This window comes from Pseudomonas sp. UBA6310 (genome assembly GCF_002438225.1).
GTDB lineage: Bacteria > Pseudomonadota > Gammaproteobacteria > Pseudomonadales > Pseudomonadaceae > Pseudomonas_O > Pseudomonas_O kuykendallii.
In genome coordinates this window covers 1-22,969 of record NZ_DJTK01000081.1, presented here as the reverse complement: position 1 = coordinate 22,969, position 22,969 = coordinate 1, and the positions used below count along the sequence as shown (strand labels likewise).

24 protein-coding genes are annotated in these 22,969 nt (G+C 66.4%); 8 read left to right on the top strand and 16 right to left on the bottom strand.

Going from position 1 to position 22,969, the window contains the following annotated elements; translation table 11 throughout:
* Positions 1–207: 207 nt before the first annotated feature.
* Positions 208–1,101, bottom strand: coding sequence for a LysR family transcriptional regulator (locus B3E91_RS19530; protein WP_287031069.1), 894 nt, complete (start codon positions 1,099–1,101; stop codon positions 208–210).
* A 133-nt stretch (positions 1,102–1,234) separates the two neighbouring features.
* On the opposite strand from B3E91_RS19530, the gene trpB reads away from it, so the two are divergent.
* Genes trpB through B3E91_RS19515 form a run of 3 tightly spaced genes read left to right on the top strand, consistent with a single transcriptional unit; the run spans position 1,235 to position 3,820 of the window.
* A complete protein-coding gene (gene trpB, locus B3E91_RS19525) occupies positions 1,235–2,446 on the top strand; it encodes a tryptophan synthase subunit beta (RefSeq protein ID WP_287031068.1) in 1,212 nt (403 codons plus the stop codon).
* Entirely contained in the window at positions 2,443–3,252 is an 810-nt protein-coding gene (gene trpA, locus B3E91_RS19520) for a tryptophan synthase subunit alpha (RefSeq protein ID WP_287031067.1), read from the top strand. The genes trpB and trpA overlap by 4 nt, the downstream gene beginning before the upstream one ends.
* A 40-nt stretch (positions 3,253–3,292) precedes the next feature.
* Positions 3,293–3,820 carry an REP-associated tyrosine transposase gene (locus B3E91_RS19515; protein WP_287031066.1) on the top strand — a complete coding sequence of 176 codons (528 nt, stop codon included), beginning with the start codon at positions 3,293–3,295 and terminating at the stop codon, positions 3,818–3,820.
* A gap of 127 nt (positions 3,821–3,947) precedes the next feature.
* On the opposite strand, the gene B3E91_RS19510 is transcribed toward B3E91_RS19515, so the two are convergent.
* From B3E91_RS19510 to glnT, 3 genes are all read right to left on the bottom strand, one after another.
* Complete coding sequence (locus tag B3E91_RS19510; RefSeq protein WP_287031065.1) at positions 3,948–4,562, bottom strand: TetR family transcriptional regulator; 615 nt, start codon at positions 4,560–4,562, stop codon at positions 3,948–3,950.
* Positions 4,563–4,717: 155 nt separating this feature from the next.
* Positions 4,718–5,788, bottom strand: coding sequence for a putative urea ABC transporter substrate-binding protein (locus B3E91_RS19505; RefSeq protein ID WP_287031064.1), 1,071 nt, complete (start codon positions 5,786–5,788; stop codon positions 4,718–4,720).
* A 29-nt stretch (positions 5,789–5,817) separates the two neighbouring features.
* Positions 5,818–7,176: a type III glutamate--ammonia ligase gene (glnT, locus tag B3E91_RS19500; RefSeq protein WP_287031063.1), complete on the bottom strand. Its 1,359-nt coding sequence runs from the start codon at positions 7,174–7,176 to the stop codon at positions 5,818–5,820.
* Positions 7,177–7,330: 154 nt separating this feature from the next.
* On the opposite strand from glnT, the gene B3E91_RS19495 reads away from it, so the two are divergent.
* Positions 7,331–8,326, top strand: a complete 996-nt coding sequence (locus tag B3E91_RS19495) for an alpha/beta fold hydrolase (protein WP_287031062.1) — start codon at positions 7,331–7,333, stop codon at positions 8,324–8,326.
* A gap of 36 nt (positions 8,327–8,362) precedes the next feature.
* Here the strand turns inward: B3E91_RS19495 and pbpG are convergent, their stop codons facing one another.
* Positions 8,363–9,316 (bottom strand): D-alanyl-D-alanine endopeptidase, encoded by a 954-nt coding sequence (gene pbpG / locus B3E91_RS19490; RefSeq protein ID WP_287031061.1) that lies wholly within the window; start codon positions 9,314–9,316, stop codon positions 8,363–8,365.
* A gap of 195 nt (positions 9,317–9,511) precedes the next feature.
* On the opposite strand from pbpG, the gene B3E91_RS19485 reads away from it, so the two are divergent.
* Both B3E91_RS19485 and B3E91_RS19480 read left to right on the top strand, forming a co-directional pair.
* Positions 9,512–9,829 (top strand): DUF883 family protein, encoded by a 318-nt coding sequence (locus tag B3E91_RS19485; protein ID WP_090224591.1) that lies wholly within the window; start codon positions 9,512–9,514, stop codon positions 9,827–9,829.
* A gap of 4 nt (positions 9,830–9,833) precedes the next feature.
* The gene (locus B3E91_RS19480) at positions 9,834–10,430 is read left to right on the top strand and encodes an NAD(P)-dependent oxidoreductase (RefSeq protein WP_287031060.1); all 597 of its coding nucleotides are present in this window, start codon (positions 9,834–9,836) and stop codon (positions 10,428–10,430) included.
* Positions 10,431–10,524: 94 nt separating this feature from the next.
* On the opposite strand, the gene B3E91_RS19475 is transcribed toward B3E91_RS19480, so the two are convergent.
* The 8 genes from B3E91_RS19475 to B3E91_RS19440 form a co-directional block, all read right to left on the bottom strand.
* Positions 10,525–10,980, bottom strand: a complete 456-nt coding sequence (locus B3E91_RS19475; RefSeq protein WP_414708308.1) for an OsmC family protein — start codon at positions 10,978–10,980, stop codon at positions 10,525–10,527.
* Between the two features lie 200 nt (positions 10,981–11,180).
* A complete protein-coding gene (locus B3E91_RS19470) occupies positions 11,181–13,130 on the bottom strand; it encodes a DUF4105 domain-containing protein (protein WP_287031058.1) in 1,950 nt (649 codons plus the stop codon).
* 27 nt (positions 13,131–13,157) lie between these two features.
* Entirely contained in the window at positions 13,158–13,478 is a 321-nt protein-coding gene (locus B3E91_RS19465; RefSeq protein ID WP_286786449.1) for a DUF2388 domain-containing protein, read from the bottom strand.
* A 173-nt stretch (positions 13,479–13,651) separates the two neighbouring features.
* A complete protein-coding gene (locus B3E91_RS19460) occupies positions 13,652–13,957 on the bottom strand; it encodes a DUF2388 domain-containing protein (RefSeq protein WP_287031057.1) in 306 nt (101 codons plus the stop codon).
* A gap of 223 nt (positions 13,958–14,180) precedes the next feature.
* Complete coding sequence (locus B3E91_RS19455; RefSeq protein WP_090224601.1) at positions 14,181–14,390, bottom strand: DUF1127 domain-containing protein; 210 nt, start codon at positions 14,388–14,390, stop codon at positions 14,181–14,183.
* 507 nt (positions 14,391–14,897) lie between these two features.
* Complete coding sequence (locus B3E91_RS19450; RefSeq protein WP_273230894.1) at positions 14,898–16,334, bottom strand: NAD(P)(+) transhydrogenase (Re/Si-specific) subunit beta; 1,437 nt, start codon at positions 16,332–16,334, stop codon at positions 14,898–14,900.
* A gap of 3 nt (positions 16,335–16,337) precedes the next feature.
* Positions 16,338–16,652: an NAD(P) transhydrogenase subunit alpha gene (locus B3E91_RS19445; protein WP_090224605.1), complete on the bottom strand. Its 315-nt coding sequence runs from the start codon at positions 16,650–16,652 to the stop codon at positions 16,338–16,340.
* A gap of 119 nt (positions 16,653–16,771) precedes the next feature.
* Positions 16,772–17,893 carry a Re/Si-specific NAD(P)(+) transhydrogenase subunit alpha gene (locus tag B3E91_RS19440; RefSeq protein WP_287031056.1) on the bottom strand — a complete coding sequence of 374 codons (1,122 nt, stop codon included), beginning with the start codon at positions 17,891–17,893 and terminating at the stop codon, positions 16,772–16,774.
* 462 nt (positions 17,894–18,355) lie between these two features.
* Here B3E91_RS19440 and B3E91_RS19435 point away from each other — a divergent pair, with 462 nt between their 5' ends.
* Entirely contained in the window at positions 18,356–19,987 is a 1,632-nt protein-coding gene (locus tag B3E91_RS19435; RefSeq protein WP_287031055.1) for a hybrid sensor histidine kinase/response regulator, read from the top strand.
* Here B3E91_RS19435 and B3E91_RS19430 read toward each other — a convergent pair whose 3' ends face one another.
* The 3 genes from B3E91_RS19430 to B3E91_RS19420 all read right to left on the bottom strand — a co-directional run bounded on the left by B3E91_RS19430 (position 19,988) and on the right by B3E91_RS19420 (position 22,244).
* Positions 19,988–20,614: a response regulator gene (locus B3E91_RS19430; RefSeq protein ID WP_287031054.1), complete on the bottom strand. Its 627-nt coding sequence runs from the start codon at positions 20,612–20,614 to the stop codon at positions 19,988–19,990. It lies immediately after the preceding gene.
* 103 nt (positions 20,615–20,717) lie between these two features.
* Entirely contained in the window at positions 20,718–21,191 is a 474-nt protein-coding gene (locus tag B3E91_RS19425; protein WP_287031053.1) for a hypothetical protein, read from the bottom strand.
* 147 nt (positions 21,192–21,338) lie between these two features.
* Positions 21,339–22,244, bottom strand: coding sequence for a LysR family transcriptional regulator (locus tag B3E91_RS19420; protein WP_287031052.1), 906 nt, complete (start codon positions 22,242–22,244; stop codon positions 21,339–21,341).
* A 200-nt stretch (positions 22,245–22,444) separates the two neighbouring features.
* Here B3E91_RS19420 and B3E91_RS19415 point away from each other — a divergent pair.
* The coding region (locus B3E91_RS19415; protein WP_287031051.1) for an acyl-CoA dehydrogenase family protein at positions 22,445–22,969 on the top strand (525 nt) is incomplete at its 3' end.

Below are 22,969 nucleotides of genomic sequence, written 5' to 3'. Positions count from 1 at the left end.
GCGCTGCACTCCAAAAAAGGCTACTGGCGTTCGACGGGCCAGGCCTGCTGCGGTTCAACGCGAATTCGCCGCCAGGGCGCGATGCCGCGCGCCGAAAGTTGGCGGAGCCAGACTTTCCCAGCGTCCGTTACGACTACGGGAAGCTGTTTACGATCCCGGCCGCCGGCCATGCCGCGGCGCAATGCCCCGACGGGCCGCGGCAGCCGGTCAACGGACAGCCCACAGCTCCCCGCGCAACCACTCGGCGAGGCGTTCGGCGCGGCGGTCGTTGCGCCGGGTGGGCACCCAGAGCGCCAGCCGCGCCGGCGTTTCGACGAAGCCCCAGGGCGCGGCCAGGCGCCCGGCGGCGAGGTCGTCGGCCACCAGTTGCTGCGGCGCGATGGCCACGCCGAGGCCGGCCACCGCCGCTTCCAGCAGGTAATAGAGATGCTCGAAACCCTGCCCCAGGCGCAATGACTGCTCGTCCAGCCCCTGCGCGCGCGCCCATTCCGGCCAGGCCTGCGGACGCGAGGCCGTGTGCAGCAACGCCTCATCCAGCAAACGCGCCGGAGCAGCCGCCTGCAGGTCGGCGAAGCGCGCATAGCGCGGGCTGAGCACCGGTCCGATGCATTCGCGGGCCAGCTCGTGCACCTGCATGTCCGCCGGCCAGGGAGGCTCGGCGAACAACAGGGTGGCGTCGACGTTGGGGCTGCGCGGGTCCAGCTCGCCCTGGCTGGTAGACAACTGCAGGCGCAGCTCCGGTAGCTCGCGGTTGAGCCGGTCGAGACGCGGAATGAACCAGCGCACCAGCAGGCTGCCCGGACAGCCGAGCACGAACGGCCGGTCCACCGCCGCCTGCCGCAGTTCGGCGCAGACGCCGCGCAGGCGCTCGAAGGCGTCGGAGGCGGCATCGCGCAGACGAACGCCCGCTTCGGTGAGTTTTACGCCGCGCCCTTCACGCACGAACAGCACCAGATCCAGGTGCTCCTCGAGCGCGCGGATCTGCCGGCTGACCGCCCCATGGGTGACGTGCAGCTCCTCCGCGGCCTGGCTTACGCTCTCCAGGCGGGCAGCGGCCTCGAAGGCGCGCAGGGCATTCAGCGGAGGAAGATCGCGGCTCATATTCGTGAGTTTTCCTGACAGGTTGAGGCGATCTTATCGCTTTTCATCCTGGCTCACAGCGGTAGCATGTGAGTCACCCTCTCCCCCAGCCCCTTTCTCGCACGAGAAAGGGGGCGCCAAACAGGAGCTCCCCATGACCTCATTCCGCAACGGCCCCGATGCCAAAGGCCTGTTCGGTTCGTTCGGCGGGCAGTACGTCGCCGAGACGCTGATGCCGCTGATCCACGACCTCGCCGCCGAATACGAGAAGGCCAAGCAGGACCCGGCCTTCGCCAAGGAGCTGGCCTACTTCCAGCGCGACTACGTGGGCCGGCCGAGCCCGCTGTATTTCGCCGAACGCCTGACCGAGTTCTGCGGCGGCGCCAAGATCTACCTCAAGCGTGAAGAGCTGAACCACACCGGCGCGCACAAGATCAACAACTGCATCGGGCAGATTCTCCTGGCCCGGCGCATGGGCAAGAAACGCATCATCGCCGAGACCGGCGCCGGCATGCACGGCGTGGCCACCGCCACCGTGGCCGCGCGTTTCGGCCTGCAGTGCGTGATCTACATGGGCACCACCGACATTGATCGGCAGCAGGCCAACGTGTTCCGCATGAAGCTGCTGGGCGCCGAGGTGATCCCGGTCACCGCCGGCACCGGCACGCTGAAGGACGCGATGAACGAAGCCCTGCGCGACTGGGTGACCAACGTCGACTCCACCTTCTACCTGATCGGCACCGTGGCCGGCCCGCACCCGTACCCGGCGATGGTCCGCGACTTCCAGGCGGTGATCGGCAGCGAAACCCGTGACCAGATGCAGGCCCAGGAAGGCCGCCTGCCGGACTCGCTGGTCGCCTGCATCGGCGGCGGCTCCAACGCCATGGGCCTGTTCCACCCGTTCCTCGACGACCAATCGGTGCAGATCATCGGCGTCGAAGCGGCCGGCCACGGCATCGCGACCGGCCAGCACGCGGCCAGCCTGAACGGCGGCGTGCCCGGCGTGCTGCACGGCAACCGCACCTTCCTGCTGCAGAACGACGACGGCCAGATCATCGACGCGCACTCGATTTCCGCCGGCCTCGACTACCCCGGCATCGGCCCCGAGCACGCCTGGCTGCACGACATCGGGCGCGTCGAGTACACCTCGATCACCGACAAGGAAGCGCTCGCCGCCTTCCACAAATGCTGCCGCCTGGAAGGCATCATCCCGGCCCTGGAAAGCGCCCACGCGCTGGCCGAAGTGTTCAAGCGCGCCCCCGGCCTGCCGAAGGATCACCTGATGGTGGTCAACCTCTCCGGCCGCGGCGACAAGGACATGCAAACCGTCATGCACCACTACGACGAACAGGAAGAACATATATGAGCCGCCTGCAGACGCGCTTCGCCGAGCTGAAGCAACAGAACCGCGCCGCCCTGGTCACCTTCGTCACCGCCGGCGACCCGGACTACGCCACCTCGCTGGCGATCCTCAAGGGCCTGCCCAAGGCCGGCGCTGACGTGATCGAGCTGGGCATGCCCTTCACCGACCCGATGGCCGACGGCCCGGCGATCCAGCTGGCCAACATCCGCGCCCTGGCGGCGAAACAGGACTTGGCGAAGACGCTGCAGATGGTCCGCGAATTCCGCGTCGAGGACACGACCACGCCGCTGGTGCTGATGGGCTACTTCAACCCGATCCACAAGATGGGCGTCGAGCGCTTCATCGGCGAGGCGCTGGAAGCCGGCGTCGACGGCCTGATCGTCGTCGACCTGCCGCCGGAACATAACGAAGACCTCTGCGACCCGGCGCAGGCTGCGGGCATCGACTTCATCCGCCTGACCACCCCGACCACCGACGACAAGCGCCTGCCGACCGTGCTCAACGGCAGCTCCGGCTTCGTCTACTACGTCTCGGTGGCCGGCGTCACCGGTGCCGGCTCGGCGACCCTGGAACACGTCGAGCAGGCCGTCGCCCGCCTGCGCCGCCACACCGACCTGCCGATCGCCATCGGCTTCGGCATCCGCACCCCGGACCAGGCGGCTGCCATCGCGCGCCTGGCTGACGGCGTGGTGGTCGGCTCGGCGCTGATCGACCGGATCGCCCAGGCGGAAACCCCGCAGCAGGCGGTGGACGGCGTGCTCGGCCTCTGCGCGGAGCTGGCGCAAGGCGTGCGCGGCGCGCGCGGGTAATTCGCGCCACACCTAACGTCACCAGGCAAAGGATTGCCGCATGCCCAACTACCGTCGCGAACGGGTGCCGGGCGGCACCTATTTCTTCACCGTCACCCTCGCCGATCGCCGCTCCACCCTGCTGGTCGGCGCCATCCACGACCTGCGCCAGGCCTACGCCACCGCGATGAAGCGAACGCCGTTCGACACCCTGGCCATCTGCATCCTCCCCGATCACCTGCCCGCGCTCTGGGCGTTGCCGCCGGGCGATCACGCCTACTCGCCGCGCTGGAGCCTGATCAAGGCCGGCTTCTCGATGCGCTTACCGGCGGCGGAGAAGCTAGCCGCCAGCAAGCAGCGCAAACGCGAGAAAGGGCTCTGGCAACGAAGGTTCTGGGAGCACCGCATTCGCGATGAGGAAGACCTCGCGCGGCATGTCGATTACATCCACTACAACCCGGTCAGGCATGGCCTGGTGAAGCACGTCGGGGATTGGCCGCATTCGAGTTTTCATCGGTATGTGGAGAAAGGAATGTTGGCGGCGGATTGGGGCGGCGGCGCAGGGATCGAGGGGGTGTTTGGGGAGTGACCTGGCGTGTGACCGTGGTTGGAGATCGGTCGATGGATCGGTGGGCTGAAGCCCACCCTACCCTCACCGAACCCGTAGGGTGGGCTTCAGCCCACCAAACAATCCACAAGACCGCAGCTGTCGAAGATCAGCCCTTCGTCGGCAACAGCTGCATCAGGTTGGCGGTGAAGAAGGCGGCGTTCTTTTTCAGGCTGAACAGCTTGGGGTCGGCCAGCCAGGTCTGGGTGATGCCCATCAGCGCGCTGTAGAGCAGCGCCGCGCAGTCCTCCGCGGGTTGTTCGCCGCCCAGTTCGCCGCGCTCGCGGGCGAGGCTGATGTGGCTGGCCAGGCAGTGGACGATGGCGCGCGTCAGCTTGCGCTCGCGGCGCATGGTGCCGGCGACCTCGGAGGTGAGTTCGGTCTTGTTCAGCAGGATCTCGAAGGACTGGCGGTGCCAGCGGTTCTCGATCAGCAGGCTGAACCAGTGGGCGATCAGGTAGCGAATCGCTTCCAGCGGCGTGTCGGCCAGCGCCGTGCTCTGCGCCACCAGGTGCTCCAGCGGTTCCTGGGAGTAGTGCAGGACGGCCTCGTAGAGTTCGTCCTTGTTCTTGAAATGCCAGTAGATGGGGCCGCGGCTGAAGCCGGCGGCGTCGGCGATCATCGCCAGGGTGGTGCGTGAGTAGCCGGTCTTGCTGAACTGTTCGAGCGCCGCCTCGATGACTTTCAGGCGGGTTTTCTCGGCGTCTTCTTTGGTACGGCGCATAACGGATTCGTAGGTGATGGAAGGCCCCGGGAAAGAGGCCTCCCTGGTTCAGACGTCAGGATGCTCAGCGTCCCTTGCGGGAGGCGGATGCGACCTCGGAACCGGTCAACGGTGGCGCGCGCCGGAGGGCCGGTGCGCAGGTCGCAGACAGGTTCTCAGAGTTTGCCATCGGCAGCCATCTGCATATAGGTCGTATCGAAACGCAGCTTGGTGTTGCCGGCATCACCGAGCAGCTTGCCGTTGGGCATGCTGATGCCGATGAAGTCGACGCTGGAGGCGCCCTCGCCCAGCAGGCCGTGGTCGAAGGAGAAGTGGCGGACGCTGTCCATCGCCTTGTAGGCCTCTTCGCTCTTGACGAAGCTCAGCGAGTCGGTCGGTTTCCAGAACATCTTCATGCCCTTGAGCTGCGACTCGTAGCCTGCCTGGTCGGTGCCCGAGGCCTTGCCGAGGAACGCGCGGGCGTCGGCGCCTTCCTTGGTGTCGCTGGCGATGATGCCCATCACTTCGTACCAGGCACCGACCACGGCCTTGCCGAAGGCCGGGTTGTCCGCCAGGGTCTTGGTGTTCGCCAGGGTCAGGTCCTTGATGTGGCCGGGGATCTTGCTCGAGTCGAAGACCAGCTTGGCGCCGGGGGTTTTCTCGACTTCATCGAGCAGCGGGTTCCAGGTCACCACGTTGCGCACGTCCTTGCTGGCGAAGGCGCCGACGATGTCCGCGTCCGAGGTGTTGACCACCTGCACGTCGCGCTCGCTCAGGCCGACGCTTTCCAGCGCATGGGCCAGCAGGTAATGCGAGACCGACAGTTCGACCAGGTTGACCTTCTGCCCCTTGATGCTCTTCAGGTCGCCATCCTTCATGACCATGCCGTCGTTGCCGTTGGAGTAGTCGCCGACGATCAGCGCGGTGCTGTCGACGCCACCGGCGGCGGGAATCGACAGGGCGTCCATGCTGGTCAGCACCACGGCGTCGAACTGGCCGGCGGTGAACTGGTTGATCGATTCGACGTAGTCGTTGATCTGGGTGATCTTCACCTCGATCCCGTACTTGTCCGCCCATTTCTTCATGATCCCGGACTCTTCCGCGTACTTCCACGGCATCCAGCCGGCGTAGATGGTCCAGGCCAGGTTGAACTGTTGCTTCTGTTCGGCGTGCGCGGCCATCGGCAGCAGGCTGGCGCAGGCCAGGCCGGTGGCGCAGAGCAGGGTTTTCAGCGTCTTGAACGACATGTGCAGCTCCTTGTTCGGTCGAAGAATGGTCAGAAGAATTTCAGGTAACGCTGGATTTCCCAGTCGGATACGTGGGTGTGATAGGCATTCCATTCGTCACGCTTGAAGTCGACGAAGGCTTGGAAAAGGCTGTCGCCGAAGACTTCACGGCTCAGCGGATCCTCCTCGAAGGCATCGATGGCCTCGCTCAAGGTCCGTGGCAGGCACTCGATGTTCATCTCGGCGACCTGCTTCTCGGTGTAGTTGTACATGTTTTCGCGGTGCGGCAAACCCGGTTCGAGCTGTTCGCGAACACCTTCCAGGCCGGCGGCGAGGATCATCGCGGCGCCCAGGTACGGGTTGCAGGAGATGTCCGCGGCGCGGCACTCGACGCGGCCGCCCTGCGACGGGATGCGCAGCATGTTGGTGCGGTTGTTGTTGCCGTAGCAGACGAACACCGGCGCCCAGGTGGAGCCGGACATGCTGCCCTTGCGCACCAGACGTTTGTAGCTGTTCACGGTCGGCGCGATCACCGCGCAGATGGCCTGGGCATGCTTGAGCACGCCGGCGATGAAGTGGTAGCCGAGCTTGCTCACGCCGCAGTCGTGCAGGTCGTCGCCGTCGGGCTCGAACAGGTTGCGCCCGGTCTCGCGGTCGGCCAGCGACATGTTGTAGTGCGCGCCGCTGCCGGTGCGCTTGGCCGAAGGCTTGGGCATGAAGCTGGCGAAGGCGCCGTGCTTGCGGGCGATCTCGTTGGCGAGCATGCGGAAGAACACGAAACGGTCGGCCATGGTCATGGCGTCGGCGTACTTGAAGTCGGTCTCGAACTGGCCGTTGGCGTCTTCGTGGTCGAAGGAATAGACGTCCATGCCGATCTCGTTCAGTGCCTCGACCAGCTCGCCGATGATGTGCATGTTGTCCATCAGCCCGCGCGGGTCGTAGCAGGGCTTGGCCAGGTCGTCGCGCACGCTGATCGGCTCGAAGCCGCCGTCGGCGCTGTCCTTGTAGATGAAGAATTCGGTCTCGATGCCCAGGTTGAAGGTGTAACCCATGGCCGCGGCGGCATCGGTCTGGCGCTTCAGTGCGCCGCGCGAGCAGGCGGCGAACGGTTTGCCGTCCAGGTACAGGTCGCTGGCGAACCAGGCGAGGTCCTTGTTCCAGGCGCACTGGATGGCGCTGGCCGGGTCGGGCATGGCCGCCACTTCGTTGTCGCTGATGTCCTGCGGCACGCCATCCAGCGCGGCGCCGGTGTACAGCTCGGAGCCGCCGAGCATCTGCCCGAGGTGGGACAGGGGCACGAACTTGCCCTTGATCACGCCGTGGATGTCCACGTAGCTGGCCATGGCGTACTTCACGCCTTTGGCTTGCAGGCTGTTCTTCAGGTTTTCCGCTTCGGGATGACGACTCATTGCAGTGCTCCAACAGGAAAAGGGTTCAGCGCCCAGCGGGCGGTGGCACGATTCCTTCATTCAACATACATGCCATCGTGTATATATAAAGGCGATAGCGGAGGTTCGCGAGCACCTCGCCCAGCCGCCGATTCGCCACGGGAGCGAACTGCAATTGACTGATATGAAAAGAGAAAAGCACTTCTTCGAGCTGGGTGATCTGGCCCTGGAAAGCGGCGCCGCGCTGCGTCAGGCGCGCCTTTGCTACCAGGTTGTTGGCCAACCGAACGCCACGCGCGACAACATCGTGCTGATTCCCAGCTACTACGGCGGCTCACATTGGGGCAGCCTGCCCCTGCTTGGCGCAGGCAGCCCGCTGAGCGGCGGCGACTACTGCGTGGTGCTGACCAACCTGCTCGGCTCGGGCTGGTCGACGTCGCCGAGCAATGCCGCCGAGGGCCAGCGCGGCGCCGACTTTCCGCGCGTGTCGCTGGGCGACAACGTCGAGGCGCAGCGGCGCCTGCTCGATGCGCTGTTCGGCGACTGGCAGCTGGCGCTGGTGTGCGGCTGGTCGATGGGCGGCATGCAGGCCTTCGCCTGGGCCATGCGCCGCCCGGAAAAGGTCGAACGCATCCTGCCGTTCTGCGCCACCGCGCGCTGCTGGCCGCACAACCGGGTGTTCCTCGCCGGCGTGGCGGCCGCGTTGCGCGCCGACGCCACCTGGCAGGAGGGCCGCTACGAGGCGCCGCCGGAGCGCGGCTTGCGCGCCTTCGGCCGGATCTATGCCGGCTGGGCCTATTCGCAGACCTTCTATAGAGAGGCGCTGTATCGCCAGTTGGGCTTCGCCGATGTCGAGGCGCTACTGGCATTCTGGGAAGAGGATCACCTGGAGCAGGACGCCAACGACCTGCTCTGCGTGCTCGACAGCTGGCAGAGCAGCCAGCCCCCCGAGCCCGCGCTGGTGGCCATCCGCGCCCGCGCGATCATCATGCCGAGCAGCAGCGACCTGTACTTCACCGTGACCGATGCGCGGCACGAGGCCAGCCTGATCCCCGGCGCCGAACTGCGCGTGCTGGAATCGGACTGGGGACACTGCGCCGGCGGGCCGGGCCGCGAGGCGCAGGCGATGCGGCAGGTGTTCGCCGCGATGGACGAGCTGCTGCGCCGTTGAACAGGAGGGCCGGGGCTCGACGCCCCGGCAGGACCGCTACTTCGAGGCCTGCATCTTCGCCGCAGGCTGCGCGGCCTTCTCCCGCGCGGCGAGGTTCTTCTGCTGCTTGTAGCTCTTCGCCGCCAGCGGAATCGTGGTGACCTTGCCGGTTTCCAGCCAGTTGCGCAGGCGGGTGGCGTCGGCCATGTGGGTGTACTTGCCGAACGCATCGAGCACCACGAAGGCCACCGGCTTGCCGGCCATGGTGGTGCGCATCACCAGGCAGTGCCCTGCCTCGTCGGTGAAGCCGGTCTTGGTCAGCTGGATGTTCCAGTTGGCCTTGTAGATCAGGTGGTTGGTGTTGCGGAACCCCAGGGTGTAGTTGGGTTTGCGGAACGCCACGGTGCGCTCCTTGGTGGTGCTCATCTCGCCGAGCAGCGGGTACTGGCGGCTGGCCTTGAGCAGCAGCACCAGGTCACGCGCGGTGGAGACGTTGTCCAGCGACAGCCCGGTGGGCTCGACGTAGCGCGTGTGGCTCATGCCCAGCGCGCGCGCCTTGGCATTCATTGCAGCGATGAACGCTTTCTGCCCGCCCGGATAGTGGTGCGCCAGACTGGCCGCGGCACGGTTTTCCGAGGACATCAGCGCCAGCTGCAGCATCTCGCGGCGGCTGATTTCACTGCCGATGCGCACGCGGGAGAACACGCCCTTCATTTCCTTGGTGTCGGCGATGTCGATCGGCAGCACCTCTTCCAGCGGCAGCTTGGCGTCGAGGGTGACCATCGCCGTCATCAGTTTGGTCACCGAGGCGATCGGCACGACCACGTCCGGGTTGCTGGAATAGAGCACCTTGTCGCTGTTCAGATCGACCAGCAGGGCGCTGCCGGAGGCGAGCTCCTGCATCGGCGGGAGAGCCGCAGCGCCTTTGTCGGCCGCATGCAGGGAAGCACTGAGAGCACTGCCGCAAAGCAGCAGGAGCAACGGGCGAAATATCTTCACGGGGCACGTCATGGGCAGGTGGACTGAGGCCTGGCGGGAGCCTGGCCGCGGCAGTATAAGAAAATTTCGGCGCGGCGCGAGGGGCTTTCGGCACGGCGCCCGGCACGCCTCGCCGCCAGCGAAGCGGCGATCGCGCGCAAAACGCAGTGCACCTCTGCGCGAAGCGGCGGTCCAACGCAGCACATTCCCCCTGAAGGAGCATTCGCCATGAGCCTCTTTTCCCGCACTCCGACCACCAAAGAGCAGATCCAGGACGAAATCGACAACCTGATGAACGCCCTGCACGACCTGCAACAGAGCGCCAGCCGCGACTCGCGGCGCAGCATCCACGACCTCAGCGACCGTGCCGAGCGCCTGTGGAACATCTCGCGCGAAACCTTCGGCGACACCTACGGCGACCTCTCGCGCAAGACCCTCAAGGCCAGCCGAGCCGCCGGCGAATGCGCACGCCAGCATCCGCTGTCCACCGCGCTGGTGGGCGTTGGCGCCCTGGCCCTGATCGGCTGGCTGATCTCGCGCCGCTGACGCCATGCGCAATGCCGAAACGCCGGTCCTGAAGTTCGCCCTGTACGGCGCGCACTCGAGCCTCGGCAGCGCGTTGCTGAGCGAACTGCTGAGCCGCCAGCATGAGACGGTGGCGGTGGTCGGCGACCTCAACGCCGTCGACGTGCACCCCGGCCTGCGCGCCAAGCTGGGCGATCTGTACGATGCCGCGAGCGTCGGCGAAAGCGTCGCCGGGATGGACGCGGTGATCGTGTTCGCCAACGCGCCGCGCCTGCCCGTGGGGGCCGACGACCTGCCGCCGGGCCGGCAGGGCGACCTGCTGGAGGCGCTGCGCGCGCTGGACACCGGCATGCCGAAAGCGAAGGTGCAGCGGCTTCTGTTGATCGTCGACCCGGCCTGGCTGGACGACGCCTGCAGCGCGCTGCTGCTGGACGGCACGCTGGACTGGACGCTGGTGGCCGCGCCGGAAATCACCGGCGACTTCGTCCTCGACGACTTCCGCCGCGCAGATGAAAACGACGGCAACGTCCCGCTGCAGTCGCTGCGCCGAATCGCGGCGGGCCTGGTGGACGAACTGGAAAATCCGCAGCATCGCCGCGAGATGATGAACTTCGTGCTCTGAGCCGGCGCACTGCGCAGCGCCATACCGCCCGTCCCGGAATCACGAATTCCCCACGCCAGGGAGCGACCCGCAGGCCGCTCCGGCGTCTCCTGCCTCAGCCCTCCAGCGTGGCGCTCAGGCTGATCTTTGCATTCAGCACTTTCGATACCGGGCAGCCTTCCTTCGCCTTGTTGGCGATCTCCTGGAAGGTGGCATCGTCGGTGCCCGGGATGCGTGCCTTCAGGGTCAGCGCGATGGCGGTGATCTCGAAGCCCTCGCCGACCTTGTCCAGGGTCACTTCGGCGGTTGTGTCGATGCGCTCGGGCGTCAGCCCCGATTGGCCGAGCATCATCGACAGCGCCATCGAGAAGCAGCCCGCGTGCGCGGCGCCGATCAGCTCTTCGGGGTTGGTCCCCGGCGCGCCTTCGAAGCGGGTGTTGAAGCCGTACGGGTTGTCCTTCAGCGCGCCGCTCTGGGTGCTGATGGTGCCTTTGCCTTCCTTGAGGTTGCCCTGCCAGACGGCGGATGCGGTCTTCTTCATGACGAATACTCCGATGGATTGAGTCTTCATCAGAGGCGGTGGGCGGGAAACAGTTCGTTCGAGCGTCCGATCGGCCCCGGGCGGAGCGAGACAACGATGCCTTGTGGTGACGGCGGACTGAAGCGGACCGCCACCCAGCCGCGATCTCGTAGGGTGGGCTTCAGCCCACCAAGACCGCGACCGTTCCGTAGGGGCCCTCAGCCCACCAAGTCCATCGTCAGCCCACCGCCTCAGGGCAGCTTAAGCCCGCCGGCCTGCTGGTGCAGCGCGCGCAGGTGCTCGCCGACCTGCTTCAGGTTCGCCTCGCTGTCCTCCAGTTCGCGCCGTCGCTCAGGCAGCAGGAGCTCGCGCAGGTCCTTGTCGAGGTCGTCGCTGAGATTGCGCAGGGTCTGCTGGCGATCGGCGGTCTGTTGTTCCAGGCGCGCCCACTCGCTCGGCTGCGGCAGGCCATAACCGCCCTCGAGCAGCTCGGCGGGACGACTGAGGAAACCGCTGTTGAGCAGCATCCGGCCGATGGTGTCGCCGGCCTTGTTCAGCGTCGGGTCGCTGGCGGCGTTGGCGCCCATGTAGCGTTGCTTGAGCTCATCCTGGGCCAGCAGCAGCTGCTGGCGGAACGCGGCCTGCTCGAGCAGCAGCAGCGCGGCGCTGGCCTGCAGGTCGGCGCGCTCCAGCCAGGGCCGGCGTTGCGCGGCCGGCTGCCTCAGCCAGTCGTCCACCTTCGCCTGCGGCACCGCCAGACGCTGCTTTATCACCGCGAACATCGCCTGATAGCGGTCGCGGAACGAGTCGAAGCGATAACCCAGGCGCAGCGCTTCCTTCGGATCGGCCAGCACGCTGCGGTCGGCCAGGCCGCGCCCGGCCAGCGAGTCGAGCAGCCCGTTGGGCATGATGCTGTCGAGGCCTTCCAACTCGGCGCGCCCGGTTCCGCTGCGCAGCAGCTTGAGGGTTTCCACCGCGCAGTTGTTGGAAAGGAAGTAGTAGTTGCCGTCGTAGCTCCAGTGCAGCTCGGCGGCGCGGCGCACCAGCGCGTCCTGCTGCTCGCGCGGCAGGCGCAACGGGATCGAGGCCAGGCTGCGCAGCTCGACCTTGGTGTATTCGTCGATCACCTGCGCCAGCGGCAGGATGAACAGCCGCGACGGATACACGCCGGTCAGGCCGTCCCAGCTGGACAGCTGGATGTCGCCGACGAAGGCGCGGAAGGACAGCACCAGGTGCTGGTCCAGATCCAGCCGGCAGGCCGGACCGCGCGGCCGACCGGGCGCGCAGACCACCAGGCGAAGCATGCTGTGACCCCAGCGGCTGACCCAGTTGTCGTTGGCCTCGGCGAACAGGTAGTCGACCTCGTAGACGCGCGCAGGATCGAGCTTGCCCAGCGGCGCCTTCTGGTAGTCGCTGCTGGCGTTGAGGTAGGCGAACTCGGCCGGGCAGGCCTGTGCGCGCGCCGGCGCCCAGCCGAAATGCTCGCTGAAATAGCGCTGCAGCGAGGGACGTCGGCAGGCGTATTCCGGATCGAGCAGGAAGTACTCCATGTTCACCGCGACGAACTCGCGCGGGTTGCTCAGCTCGTAGCCGTCCGCACTGCGCGCGACCATGCCGTTGCGCCCTTCGCGTGCGCCGCGCTGGCCGACCGCCTGCTGCCAGCCGGCCAGGTCGAGCAGGCGCGGATCATCGGAAAGGGTGAAGCGGCGCTGCACGTCGCCGCGGCAGGCATCGCGCTGGCCGACCAGGCCCTGGCTCTGCGCTTCGCGCCGGCAGCGCTGCAGGCGCGCGCGCTCCTCGGGCGACCACAGGCGGGCGCGATCGTAGAGGTGGGTGAGTTCGTGAAGCACGGTGGCGAGCAGCTCGGCGCGCACGGTGCCGTGGGGACGCCCGGTCTGCTCGCGGGCGGCGCTGCCGTCCACCAGGCCGTGCAGCAGCTGGGCGTTCAGCGACAGCGCGTCGAGGCGGGTGATGCGCCCGTAACCGTTATCCGGCAGGTCGTGCGACCAGTGCACGGTGACCTGCCGGTCCAGCGCCTGGATGAAGCGCGGCGGCAGCTTGGCGAAGGCTTCGTCGATCAGGGCCTGGCTGGCTTGAATCTGCGCCGCATCCAGGCCCTTCTCGTCCAGTCGCAGCCGCAGGTCGGCATGACTGGCACAGGCGAACAGCAGCAGGAAAGCGCCGAGCAGTCGCGGAAACATCGGGTGGGCGGCCCTCGGCGCGTGCGGTCAGAGCGCCAGGATGGCGCTGGCCAGTTCCTGGTCGTCGGCGGCAGCGGCCTGCGGATAACGGGCGCGCAGAGCACCGAAGGCGGCTTCCAGCCGGGCGCCACGAATCTCGCCGTGGCTGGCGACGAAGCTCGCTGCGTCGTCGCGGGCCTGGACCACGACCTTCATGTCGCGCACCGAGGTGGTGGTGTCGGAGGTGAAATCGATGCTGCGCCCCAGGGCGCGGACGACGATGTTGCTGGTGGCTTCCAGGGTGTGGGCCTGAGCGGCGTCGACGGTGAACAGCAGGATCGCCGAGGCGGCGAGCAACGAGGTACGCATGGTGGGTCTCCCTGAATGAGTCGCCATTGGACGGGCAACAGGCTCGCCAGTTCAACGAAGCGGCAAGAGGTCGAACGACGGGCTGTGTGGGCGAAGGCGCCAGCCGCGCTGCAAGCCGGTGGCGCCGGGCGCGGCAAGGCTAACGGATGCGTCGCGGCAGTGCCAGTGTGGGCTCAGCGCGCGAGGATCGCCTCGGCCAGCTGCATGTCGCTGGCGCCGGGCTGCACCCCTTCTTCACGCAGGTAACGCAGCGCCGCTTCCAGCCGCGCGCCGCGGATTTCGCCCTGGCTGGCGACGAAACTGGCCGCGTCCGCGCGCGCCGGCACCAGCTTGGAGTCGGTGACGGAGGAAATGAGATCGCTGGTGCCGTCGACGGTGGCGGACAAGGCATCGCCGATCTGGTCGAGGGTCGCGACGAAGCTGGAGGCGAAGGTCGGCGTGGTGATGAGCAGCGAGCAAAGGAGGATGAGGCGGCGCATGGCGATGTCCCGGAAAGCGGCGATGCGAAGGATCGCCCGGCAGCTTCAGACTAGCGCAAACGAGGCGGGTTCCGGCGCGGCGTGGCGCGGGTTGCGTTTCAGAGCATTGCGGGGTCTCGCCCTGGATTTCGAGTGCGCAGATACAAAAAACCCGTCGGCGATGTCGGCGACGGGTTTTCTGTTCGGCACGCTTTCGCGTGTCACGCGCTTACGCGGCATCCACTCAGCGCCAGAACGGCTTGTTCAGCTCGGAGAAGCGCTGTGCTTCGCTGATACCGGCGTCGGCGAGCAGGCGGGAATCCAGGCGCGCCAACTGATGACGACTTGCCATGCGGCGCTGCCATTGCAGGAGGTTGGCCAGCAGGCGAAGCGGCATTGCCGATTTCGAGGAGACTTGTTGGGTGTTCAGTTCGGAACTCAGGGTGCGTTCCATGATGACTTCCTTCCGCATTCGGCGGGTTTGGTTAATTTCTGAGATAAATGATGCGCCCTGGGAAGAGAACCCTGTAGTCACAGTTACCCGAAATTGTGCTGGTTTTAACGGTTTCACCCCGAAACTGTTATGTTACCGAATGCCGCAACTGTTCCGGTAATGCTCGCTGTTGGTGCGATATTTCTACCCAAACAGCTCGCTCTGCACGTTTAAGTGACACGCGACCAGTACAGTTTCATCGATCTTTTAGAGCACAGTTCTGAATGAAGCTCTTTTACCAGAGTTTTCTACTGCCTTAACCGAAAAGGCCAGTGGTATACCCTAAAAATCAGAAAACGGTGTTTCTAGTGCCTAGAGCCGGCACAGTACAGCCGGTATTTCTCCCGCGGACGCACCTGCCAGCCATAGCGATCACTACGCGCTAAGCCCTCCCATGACCTGCTCCTCCGACCGAACAAAAAACGCCCCGCGGGCGCGAGCCGGCGGGGCGTCTGGTAACGCGGGGGTTTAGTCCACCGCTTTGACCATGTCCTCGATGACCTTCTTGGCGTCGCCGAAGACCATCATGGTCTTGTCCAGGTAGAACAGTTCGTTATCCAGGCCGGCATAACCGCTGGCCATCGAGCGCTTGTTGACGATGATCGTCTTGGCCTTGAAGGCCTCGAGGATCGGCATCCCGGCGATCGGCGATTTCGGATCGTTCTTCGCCGCCGGGTTGACCACGTCGTTGGCGCCGAGCACCAGCACCACGTCGGTCTGACCGAACTCGGCGTTGATGTCTTCCATCTCGAAGACCTGCTCGTAAGGCACCTCGGCCTCCGCCAGCAGCACGTTCATGTGTCCTGGCATGCGCCCGGCCACCGGGTGGATCGCGTACTTCACGGTGACGCCGTTGTGGGTCAGCTTCTCCACCAGCTCCATCAGCGCGTGCTGCGCGCGGGCCACCGCCAGGCCGTAGCCAGGGACGATGATCACGCTGTCGGCATTCGACAGCAGGAACGCGGCATCGTCGGCCGAGCCGGATTTCACCGGGCGCTGCTCGCTGCTGCCCGCGGCCGGACCGGCGTCGGCCGAGGAGCCGAAGCCGCCGAGGATGACGTTGAAGAACGAGCGGTTCATCGCCCGACACATGATGTAGGAGAGGATCGCGCCGCTCGAGCCCACCAGCGAACCGGCGATGATCAACATCGAGTTGTTCAGCGAAAAGCCGATACCCGCAGCCGCCCAGCCGGAATAGCTGTTGAGCATCGACACCACCACCGGCATGTCCGCGCCACCGATGGGGATGATGATCAGCACGCCGATGACGAAGGCGAAGATCAGCATCAGGCTGAACGCCACCAGGTTGCCGGTGAACATGTAGGTCACGCCGAGCACCAGGATGGCGATGCCGATCACCAGGTTGATCATGTGCTGACCGGGGAACTGCACCGGCGCGCCCTGGAACAGGCGGAACTTGTACTTGCCCGAGAGCTTGCCGAAGGCGATCACCGAACCGGAGAAGGTGATCGCACCGATGGCGGCGCCGAGGAACAGCTCCAGGCGGTTGCCGACCGGAATCGGGTCGCTGATGCTGGCGACGATGCCCAGTGACTGCGGCTCGACCACGGCGGCGACGGCGATGAACACCGCGGCCAGGCCGATCATGCTGTGCATGAAGGCGACCAGCTCGGGCATCTTGGTCATTTCGACGCGCTTGGCCATGATCGAGCCGGCGCTACCGCCGACCAGCAGGCCGACGATGACGTAGCCGATGCCGGCAGTCGCCAGCTCGGCACCGAGCTTGTAGATCAGCGCCACGGTGGTGAGTACCGCCAGGCCCATGCCGAGCATGCCGAACAAGTTGCCGCGCCGCGACGTGGTCGGGTGCGAAAGACCCTTGAGGGCCTGGATGAAGCAGATCGAAGCGATCAGGTAGAGAACGGTGATCAGGTTCATGCTCATGGTTCAGTGCTTCCCTGCTTCGGCTTTCGGGGCCTTTTTCTTGAACATTTCCAACATCCGCCGGGTGACCAGGAAGCCACCGAAGACGTTGACCGCGGCCAGGGCCACGGCCAGGGTGCCCATCGTCTTGCCCAGCGGGGTGACGGTCAGCGCGGCGGCGAGCATGGCGCCGACGATGACGATGGCGGAAATCGCGTTGGTCACCGCCATCAGCGGGGTGTGCAGCGCGGGAGTGACGTTCCAAACCACGTGGTAGCCGACGTAGATCGCCAGCACGAAGATGATCAGGTTGTAGATGCCGTCGGAAATCAGGTCCATCGGGGTGATCCTTTTCTGAGTTTGCTCATCCCCTCCATTAAGGAGGGGCCAGGGCCGGGGAACCTGTGCAGGCCCTCGGCCGCCCTTCGGGCACCCTCTCCCGCAGGAGAGGGCCTTGATCATTTATTGATGCGCACCGCTTCGCCGCCCTTGCACATGAGGCAGGCCGCGACGATGTCGTCTTCCAGGTTGATGTGGAACTGGCCGTCCTTGTCGAGGACCAGCTTGAGGAAGTCGAGCAGGTTGCGCGAATACAGCGCCGAGGCGTCCGCCGGCACCTGGGTCGCCAGGTTGGCATAGCCGATCAGCGTCACGCCGTGCTTGACCACCACCTGATCGAGCTCGGTCAGCGGGCAGTTGCCGCCTTGCGAGGCCGCCAGGTCGATGATCACCGAGCCGGGCTTCATCTCCTGCACGGTGGCTTCCTGCAGCAGAGTCGGCGCCTGGCGGCCGGGAATCAGCGCGGTGGTGATGATGATGTCGGCCTGCTTGGCGCGCTCGTGCACGGCCTGCGCCTGGCGCTGCATCCACGAGGCCGGCATCGGCCGCGCGTAGCCGCCGACACCCTGGGCGCACTCGCGCTCTTCGTCGGTCTCGAAGGGCACGTCGACGAACTTGGCGCCGAGGGACTCGATCTGCTCCTTCACCGCCGGACGCACGTCCGAGGCCTCGATCACCGCACCCAGGCGGCGCGCGGTGGCGATCGCCTGCAGACCGGCGACACCGGCGCCGAGGATCAGCACGCGCGCGGCCTTCACCGTACCGGCGGCGGTCATCAGCATCGGCATGAAGCGCGGATAATGATTGGCGCCGAGCATCACCGCCTTGTAGCCGGCGATATTGGCCTGCGACGACAGCACGTCGAGGCTCTGCGCGCGCGAGGTACGCGGCGCGGCTTCCAGGGCGAAGGCGGTCAGCCCGCGCGCTGCCATCTTGCCGATGGTCTCGTTGCTGAACGGATTGAGCATGCCGATCACCACGCCGTTGGCGGCGAACATCGGCAGCTCGTCGTCGCTGGGTGCCAGCACCTTGAGCACGATGTCCGCGGCGAAGGCCTCGGCGGCCGTGCCAATGCTTGCACCCACCGCCTCGTAGGCGGCGTCCGGCAGGCTGGCGGCGACGCCGGCGCCGCTCTGGATAGTCACCCGATGGCCCTGGCCGATCAGCTTCTTGACGGTTTCCGGAGTCGCCGCGACGCGGGTTTCTCCAGCATGGGTTTCGAGGGGAACACCGATATGCACTGACCAATCTCCTGCGATCATTGTTATGACAGGCGCTGTTTACCGCCGAACCGGACCGGCAGCACATCCCGTGCCGCAAGCGAAACGGCGGGGCGCGGCATTTTGCAACTGAACCGCGACACCCATCAAGAAGTTATGAAGGGCTGTCGCGGCAATAACTACAAGTCACGGTTTGACCCGGCATTTCCCTTTCAGGCCACAGCCCACGGGCCATGCAGCCTGTAGCGGGGAAACGGTTTCGTTCACGGGAGCGGCCCATGGGCGAATCGAATGCTCTGCCATCAGTCGGTTTTTCGTCTTAACCGCCACGAGGTCCGCCACACCTGCGACACAGCGTCGCCGGGACCATGTAGCAAAGACGACAGAACGCTACATGGTCAGCTGTTCCATACCAGACACACCTGCCCGGGTGACGAGCGCAACTTGCTACCCTTGCCGGACGCTACGAGGGAAACCCCGACGATGATCCGCCCTGCCCCTTCGACACGTGATACGGAACGCTCGCAGGCCCTGGTGCGCCTGGTGCTGTCCAGCATCGCGACGCTCTACGTGATGCTGCTTTACCTCACTGGCTATCTGGTCGAGGCGCAGCTGCGCAGCATCCTGATCTACAACGCCGCCTTTCTCGTGGCGTCCTTCGCCCTGATCGCCTGGATCGTGCGCAAGCCGGGCGTCAAACCGGTGCGACGGCTGCTGGCGATGGTTCACGACTACGCCGCGATCACCTTCGCGATGATCATCGGCGGCGAGGCGATGCTGCCGGTCTACGGTGCGCTGCTCTGGGTCACGGTGGGCAACGGCATGCGCTACGGCACGCGCTACCTGACACTGGCGACGGGCCTGGCGCTGCTGTCGATCGGCGTGATGGCGCTGCTGTCGCCGTACCTCTGGCAAAACCCCTTCGTGCCGCTGACGCTGCTGGTGACCACCTTCATGGTGCCGGCCTACGCGCACGTTCTGCTGACCCGCACGCGCCAGGCGTCGGAGCAGGCGCAGACGGCGAGCCTGGCCAAATCGCGCCTGCTCGCCCAGGCCAGTCACGACCTGCGCCAGCCGATCCACTCCATCAGCCTGTTCACCGCCTGCCTGCGCGACGCCCGGCTGGGCGACGAGGAACGCCGCATGGTGGACAACATCGACCGCTCGCTGCTGAGCGTGGAACAGCTGTTCCGCTCGATCCTCGACGTCTACACCCTGGACAACGGCCAGGTGGTGCCGAGCGCCGAGGTGCTGGCGATGGACGAGGTGCTCGCCGGGCTGGTCCGGCAGAACACCGAGGCCGCGCGCTGGGCCGGTGTAACGATCAAGGTCCGCCCGAGCCGCTGCCACGTGCGCTGCGACCCTGCGCTGCTCGGCACGCTGCTGCAGAACGTGCTTTCCAACGCGCTGAAGTACGCGCCGGGCAAGGCGCTGCTGATTGGCTGCCGGCACCGCGACGGCGGCCTCGCCATAGAAATCCACGACCGCGGTCCGGGCATCGATGCGCAGGACCTGCCGCACCTGTTCGACGAGTTCTACCGCGTCCGCCGCTCGCGCGACCATGACGTGGAGGGCGTCGGCCTCGGCCTCTCGATCGTCAAGCGCATCGCCGAAATGCTCGGCCTCGGCGTGCGTATCCGCTCGCGGCCGGGACATGGCACCAGCGTCGCCATCGAGGGCCTGCCGCTGAGCCGCGCGGACCAGTACCGACCGGCGCAGCACGAGGGCTCCAACCGGCGCCTGCTCACCGGCCTGCGCGTGCTGCTGATCGAGGACGACCGCGACGTGCTGCTGGCCACCGCCACGCTGCTGCAGAAATGGGGGTGCGAGGTGCACAGCGCCACCTCGGCGCTGGACACCACGGCGGACTTCGATCTGGTGATCACCGATTTCGATCTCGGCCGCAGCATGTCCGGCGCCGACTGCATCGACTACCTCAACCGCCTGCACGGTCGCCGCGTGCCGGCGATCGTGATCACCGGGCACGACGTGCGAAAGGCGCAGCAGGCGTTGAACGACACCCAGGTGCCGGTGCTGGCGAAGCCGGTGCGGCCTGCCGAGCTGCGTTCGATGCTGCTGGCGCTGAAGCTCGACCTGCAGGCGCGGTCGGCCTGATCAGCGCCGCACGAGCAGCCCGGCACTGGCGCCGAGCGCCGCGGCGGCGCTACGGCTGGCGACGCCGAGCGACTGCAGCAACGAGGAGACGTGCAGGCGCGCGGTGAAGGGCGATATGTCCAGCTCGCGGGCGATTTCCTTGTTCGACAGGCCGGCGGTGAGCAGCCGCAGCACCTCCTGCTGGCGCGGCGTCAGGCCTTGAACACGCGCCCGCTCCGGGCTCTGTCCGAGAATCCCGCCGCGGACGTAGCGAACCACGAACTCGCCCGCGCGGATCGCCAGGATCGCGTCGCCGATCTCGTCCGGTGGCAGCGACTTGCCGACGAAGCCGTCGGCACCGGCCGCCATCACCTGATCGATCTGCGCCTCATCGTCGATCATGGAAACGATGATGATCGAGGAGCGATTGAATTCCTGACGCAGCGAGCGGATCGACGCGGGCACGCTCAGGCCGGGAAACATCAGATCGAGGATCAGCACTTCCGGCGGCGCCTGGCGGGCCAGCGCGTGCACGGCGTCGAGGTTGGCGGCCTCCTCGATGTGCACCGCCGGCATCATCCGGCGGACGATGCGCGACAGCCCTTCGCGGAAAATCGGATGGTCGTCGGCGACGATGATGCGTTCCATGCGACGGGTTCCTGCTGGGAATCGGCGCCCCGCTGGGCTCGGTGCGGCCATGGTAGCCGCGTCGCGGCCGCGCTGGACAGCGGTGCGACGCGTGGCCGGAGGGTCAGTAGTCGAAGCGCGAGACGACGTCCTTGCGCAGGTAGATGGTCAGCGAATCGACCTGCGGCGAAGGCGCGGCGCTGCCATTGTTGGCGACTGCATTGACCAGGCCATCACCCTCGCCGCTGAGCAGCGAGTCGGCCATGCCGAGCACGTCGGAACCGTATTCGCTCTTCGCCGCGGTGTTGTTCAGGCGGCGCTTGAGACTCGCCGGCAGCGAATCCATCAGACTGCCGGATGAGCCGGCGCTGGCCTGCCGACGGTAGGTCCAGCGTTCTTCGCCGGTGCCCGACACGCTGCGCGAATCCGGGGCGCCGAAGCGGCTGATCACGTCGCTGGAGCTGGTCTTGCCGGAAACCAGGTTCTGATTGATGTAGGTGGCGTCGAATTTCTGCGAAGCCTGGGTGGCCTGTTGCTGGCCGGGCGCGGCGCAGCCGGTCAGTGCGAGACCTAGGGCGACGAGAGCGAAGGCTTTCATGTTCTCCTCCTGGGGACGGATGATTGTCGTTATGCGCCCACGAGCAGCGCCTGACGCCCCGAGGCGGCAGACGTGCGGGCTGTGTGGAACGCTAGTTCTGGGGAGGGGATGAACCAATAGTACGGATGTACAGGCGGCCTTTGGCCATCAGCGCGACGGCGTCTCGCGGTAATCGCGGGCCTGCTCCAGCAGCCAGTCGCGGAAGGCGATCAACGCGGCGGACTCCACCTTGCGCTCGGGAATCATCAGGTAATAGGCCTTGTCGCTGAGGCAGGCGTGTTCCTTAGCGATCACCAGGCGGCCCTCGGCCAGCTCACGCTGGATCAGGAACGGTGGGATCAGGGCCACACCCATCGCATGCTCGGCGGCCTGGGCGAGCATGGAGAACAACTCGTAGCGCGGCCCGCCGAGGTCCCCCGCGATGTTCATGCCCAGCGACCCGAACCACTGGCGCCAGGCATAGGGCCGGGTGGTCTGCTGCAGCAGCGGCAGGCGGGCGATCTGCGCCGCGCTCAGTTCGCCACGGCCTTCGAGCAGTTCCGGGCTGCACACCGGCAGCGAGTTCTCCGGCATCAGGTAATGCGACTGGGTGCCCGACCAGTTGGCGTCGCCGAAGTAGATCGCCGCGTCGAAGGCGGTGTCGGCGAAGAGGAACGGTCGCGTGCGGTTGGTCAGATGCACGGTGACTTCCGGGTGCAGGCGCTGGAAGGCCTTCAGCCGCGGCAGCAGCCACTGCGTGCCGAAGGTCGGCACCAGCGCCAGCTCCACCGCCTGGTTGCCCTGCTGGCCCATCACCGCCAGGGTGTCGCGCTCCACCGCATCGAGCTGCGCCGCCACCCGCCGGGAGTAGGCGAGCCCGGCCTCGGTGAGCCTGACCCCCCGTCGCGAGCGGCGAAACAGCGCGACGCCGAGGAACTGTTCCAGCGTGCCGATCTGCCGGCAGACCGCCCCCTGGGTCAGCGACAGTTCCTCGGCGGCGCGGGTGAAACTCTCGTGGCGGGCCGAGGCCTCGAACGCGATCAACGCCGCGGTGCTGGGAATCTTCCGGCGCATCTATGCGAAGCCCTCACTGATCAGGCGCTTAATGGCCGGCTGAAACTATCTCGAAGTGAGGTATTCGCACAATGACCTGCGAAATCCTCGTTTGTCAGTCCGCCCTGGCCTGCCTAGGCTAGAAGCATGACGGTCTGCGTGGGCGGTGGCTGAAACCCTCCACGCGCAGGCCACCTTCACTCCCGCACGAGGACGTCTTCATGGCCGGCAAGGCAAGCTTCAACTGGATCGACCCGCTGCTGCTCGATCAGCAACTCAGCGAAGAAGAACGCATGGTCCGCGACAGCGCCCAGCAGTTCGCCCAGGACAAACTGGCGCCGCGCGTGCTGGAAGCCTTCCGCCACGAAAAGACCGACCCGGCGATCTTCCGCGAGATGGGCGATACCGGCCTGCTCGGCGCCACCATCCCGGAAGCTTACGGCGGCAGCGGGCTGAACTACGTCTGCTACGGGCTGATCGCCCGCGAAGTGGAGCGCATCGACTCGGGCTACCGCTCGATGATGAGCGTGCAGTCCTCGCTGGTGATGGTACCGATATTCGAATTCGGCAACGAGGCGACCCGGCAGAAATACCTGCCCAAGCTGGCCAGCGGCGAGTACATCGGCTGCTTCGGCCTGACCGAGCCGAACCACGGCTCCGAACCCGGCTCGATGATCACCCGGGCGAAGAAGGTCGAGGGCGGCTATCGCCTGGCCGGCAGCAAGATGTGGGTCACCAACAGCCCG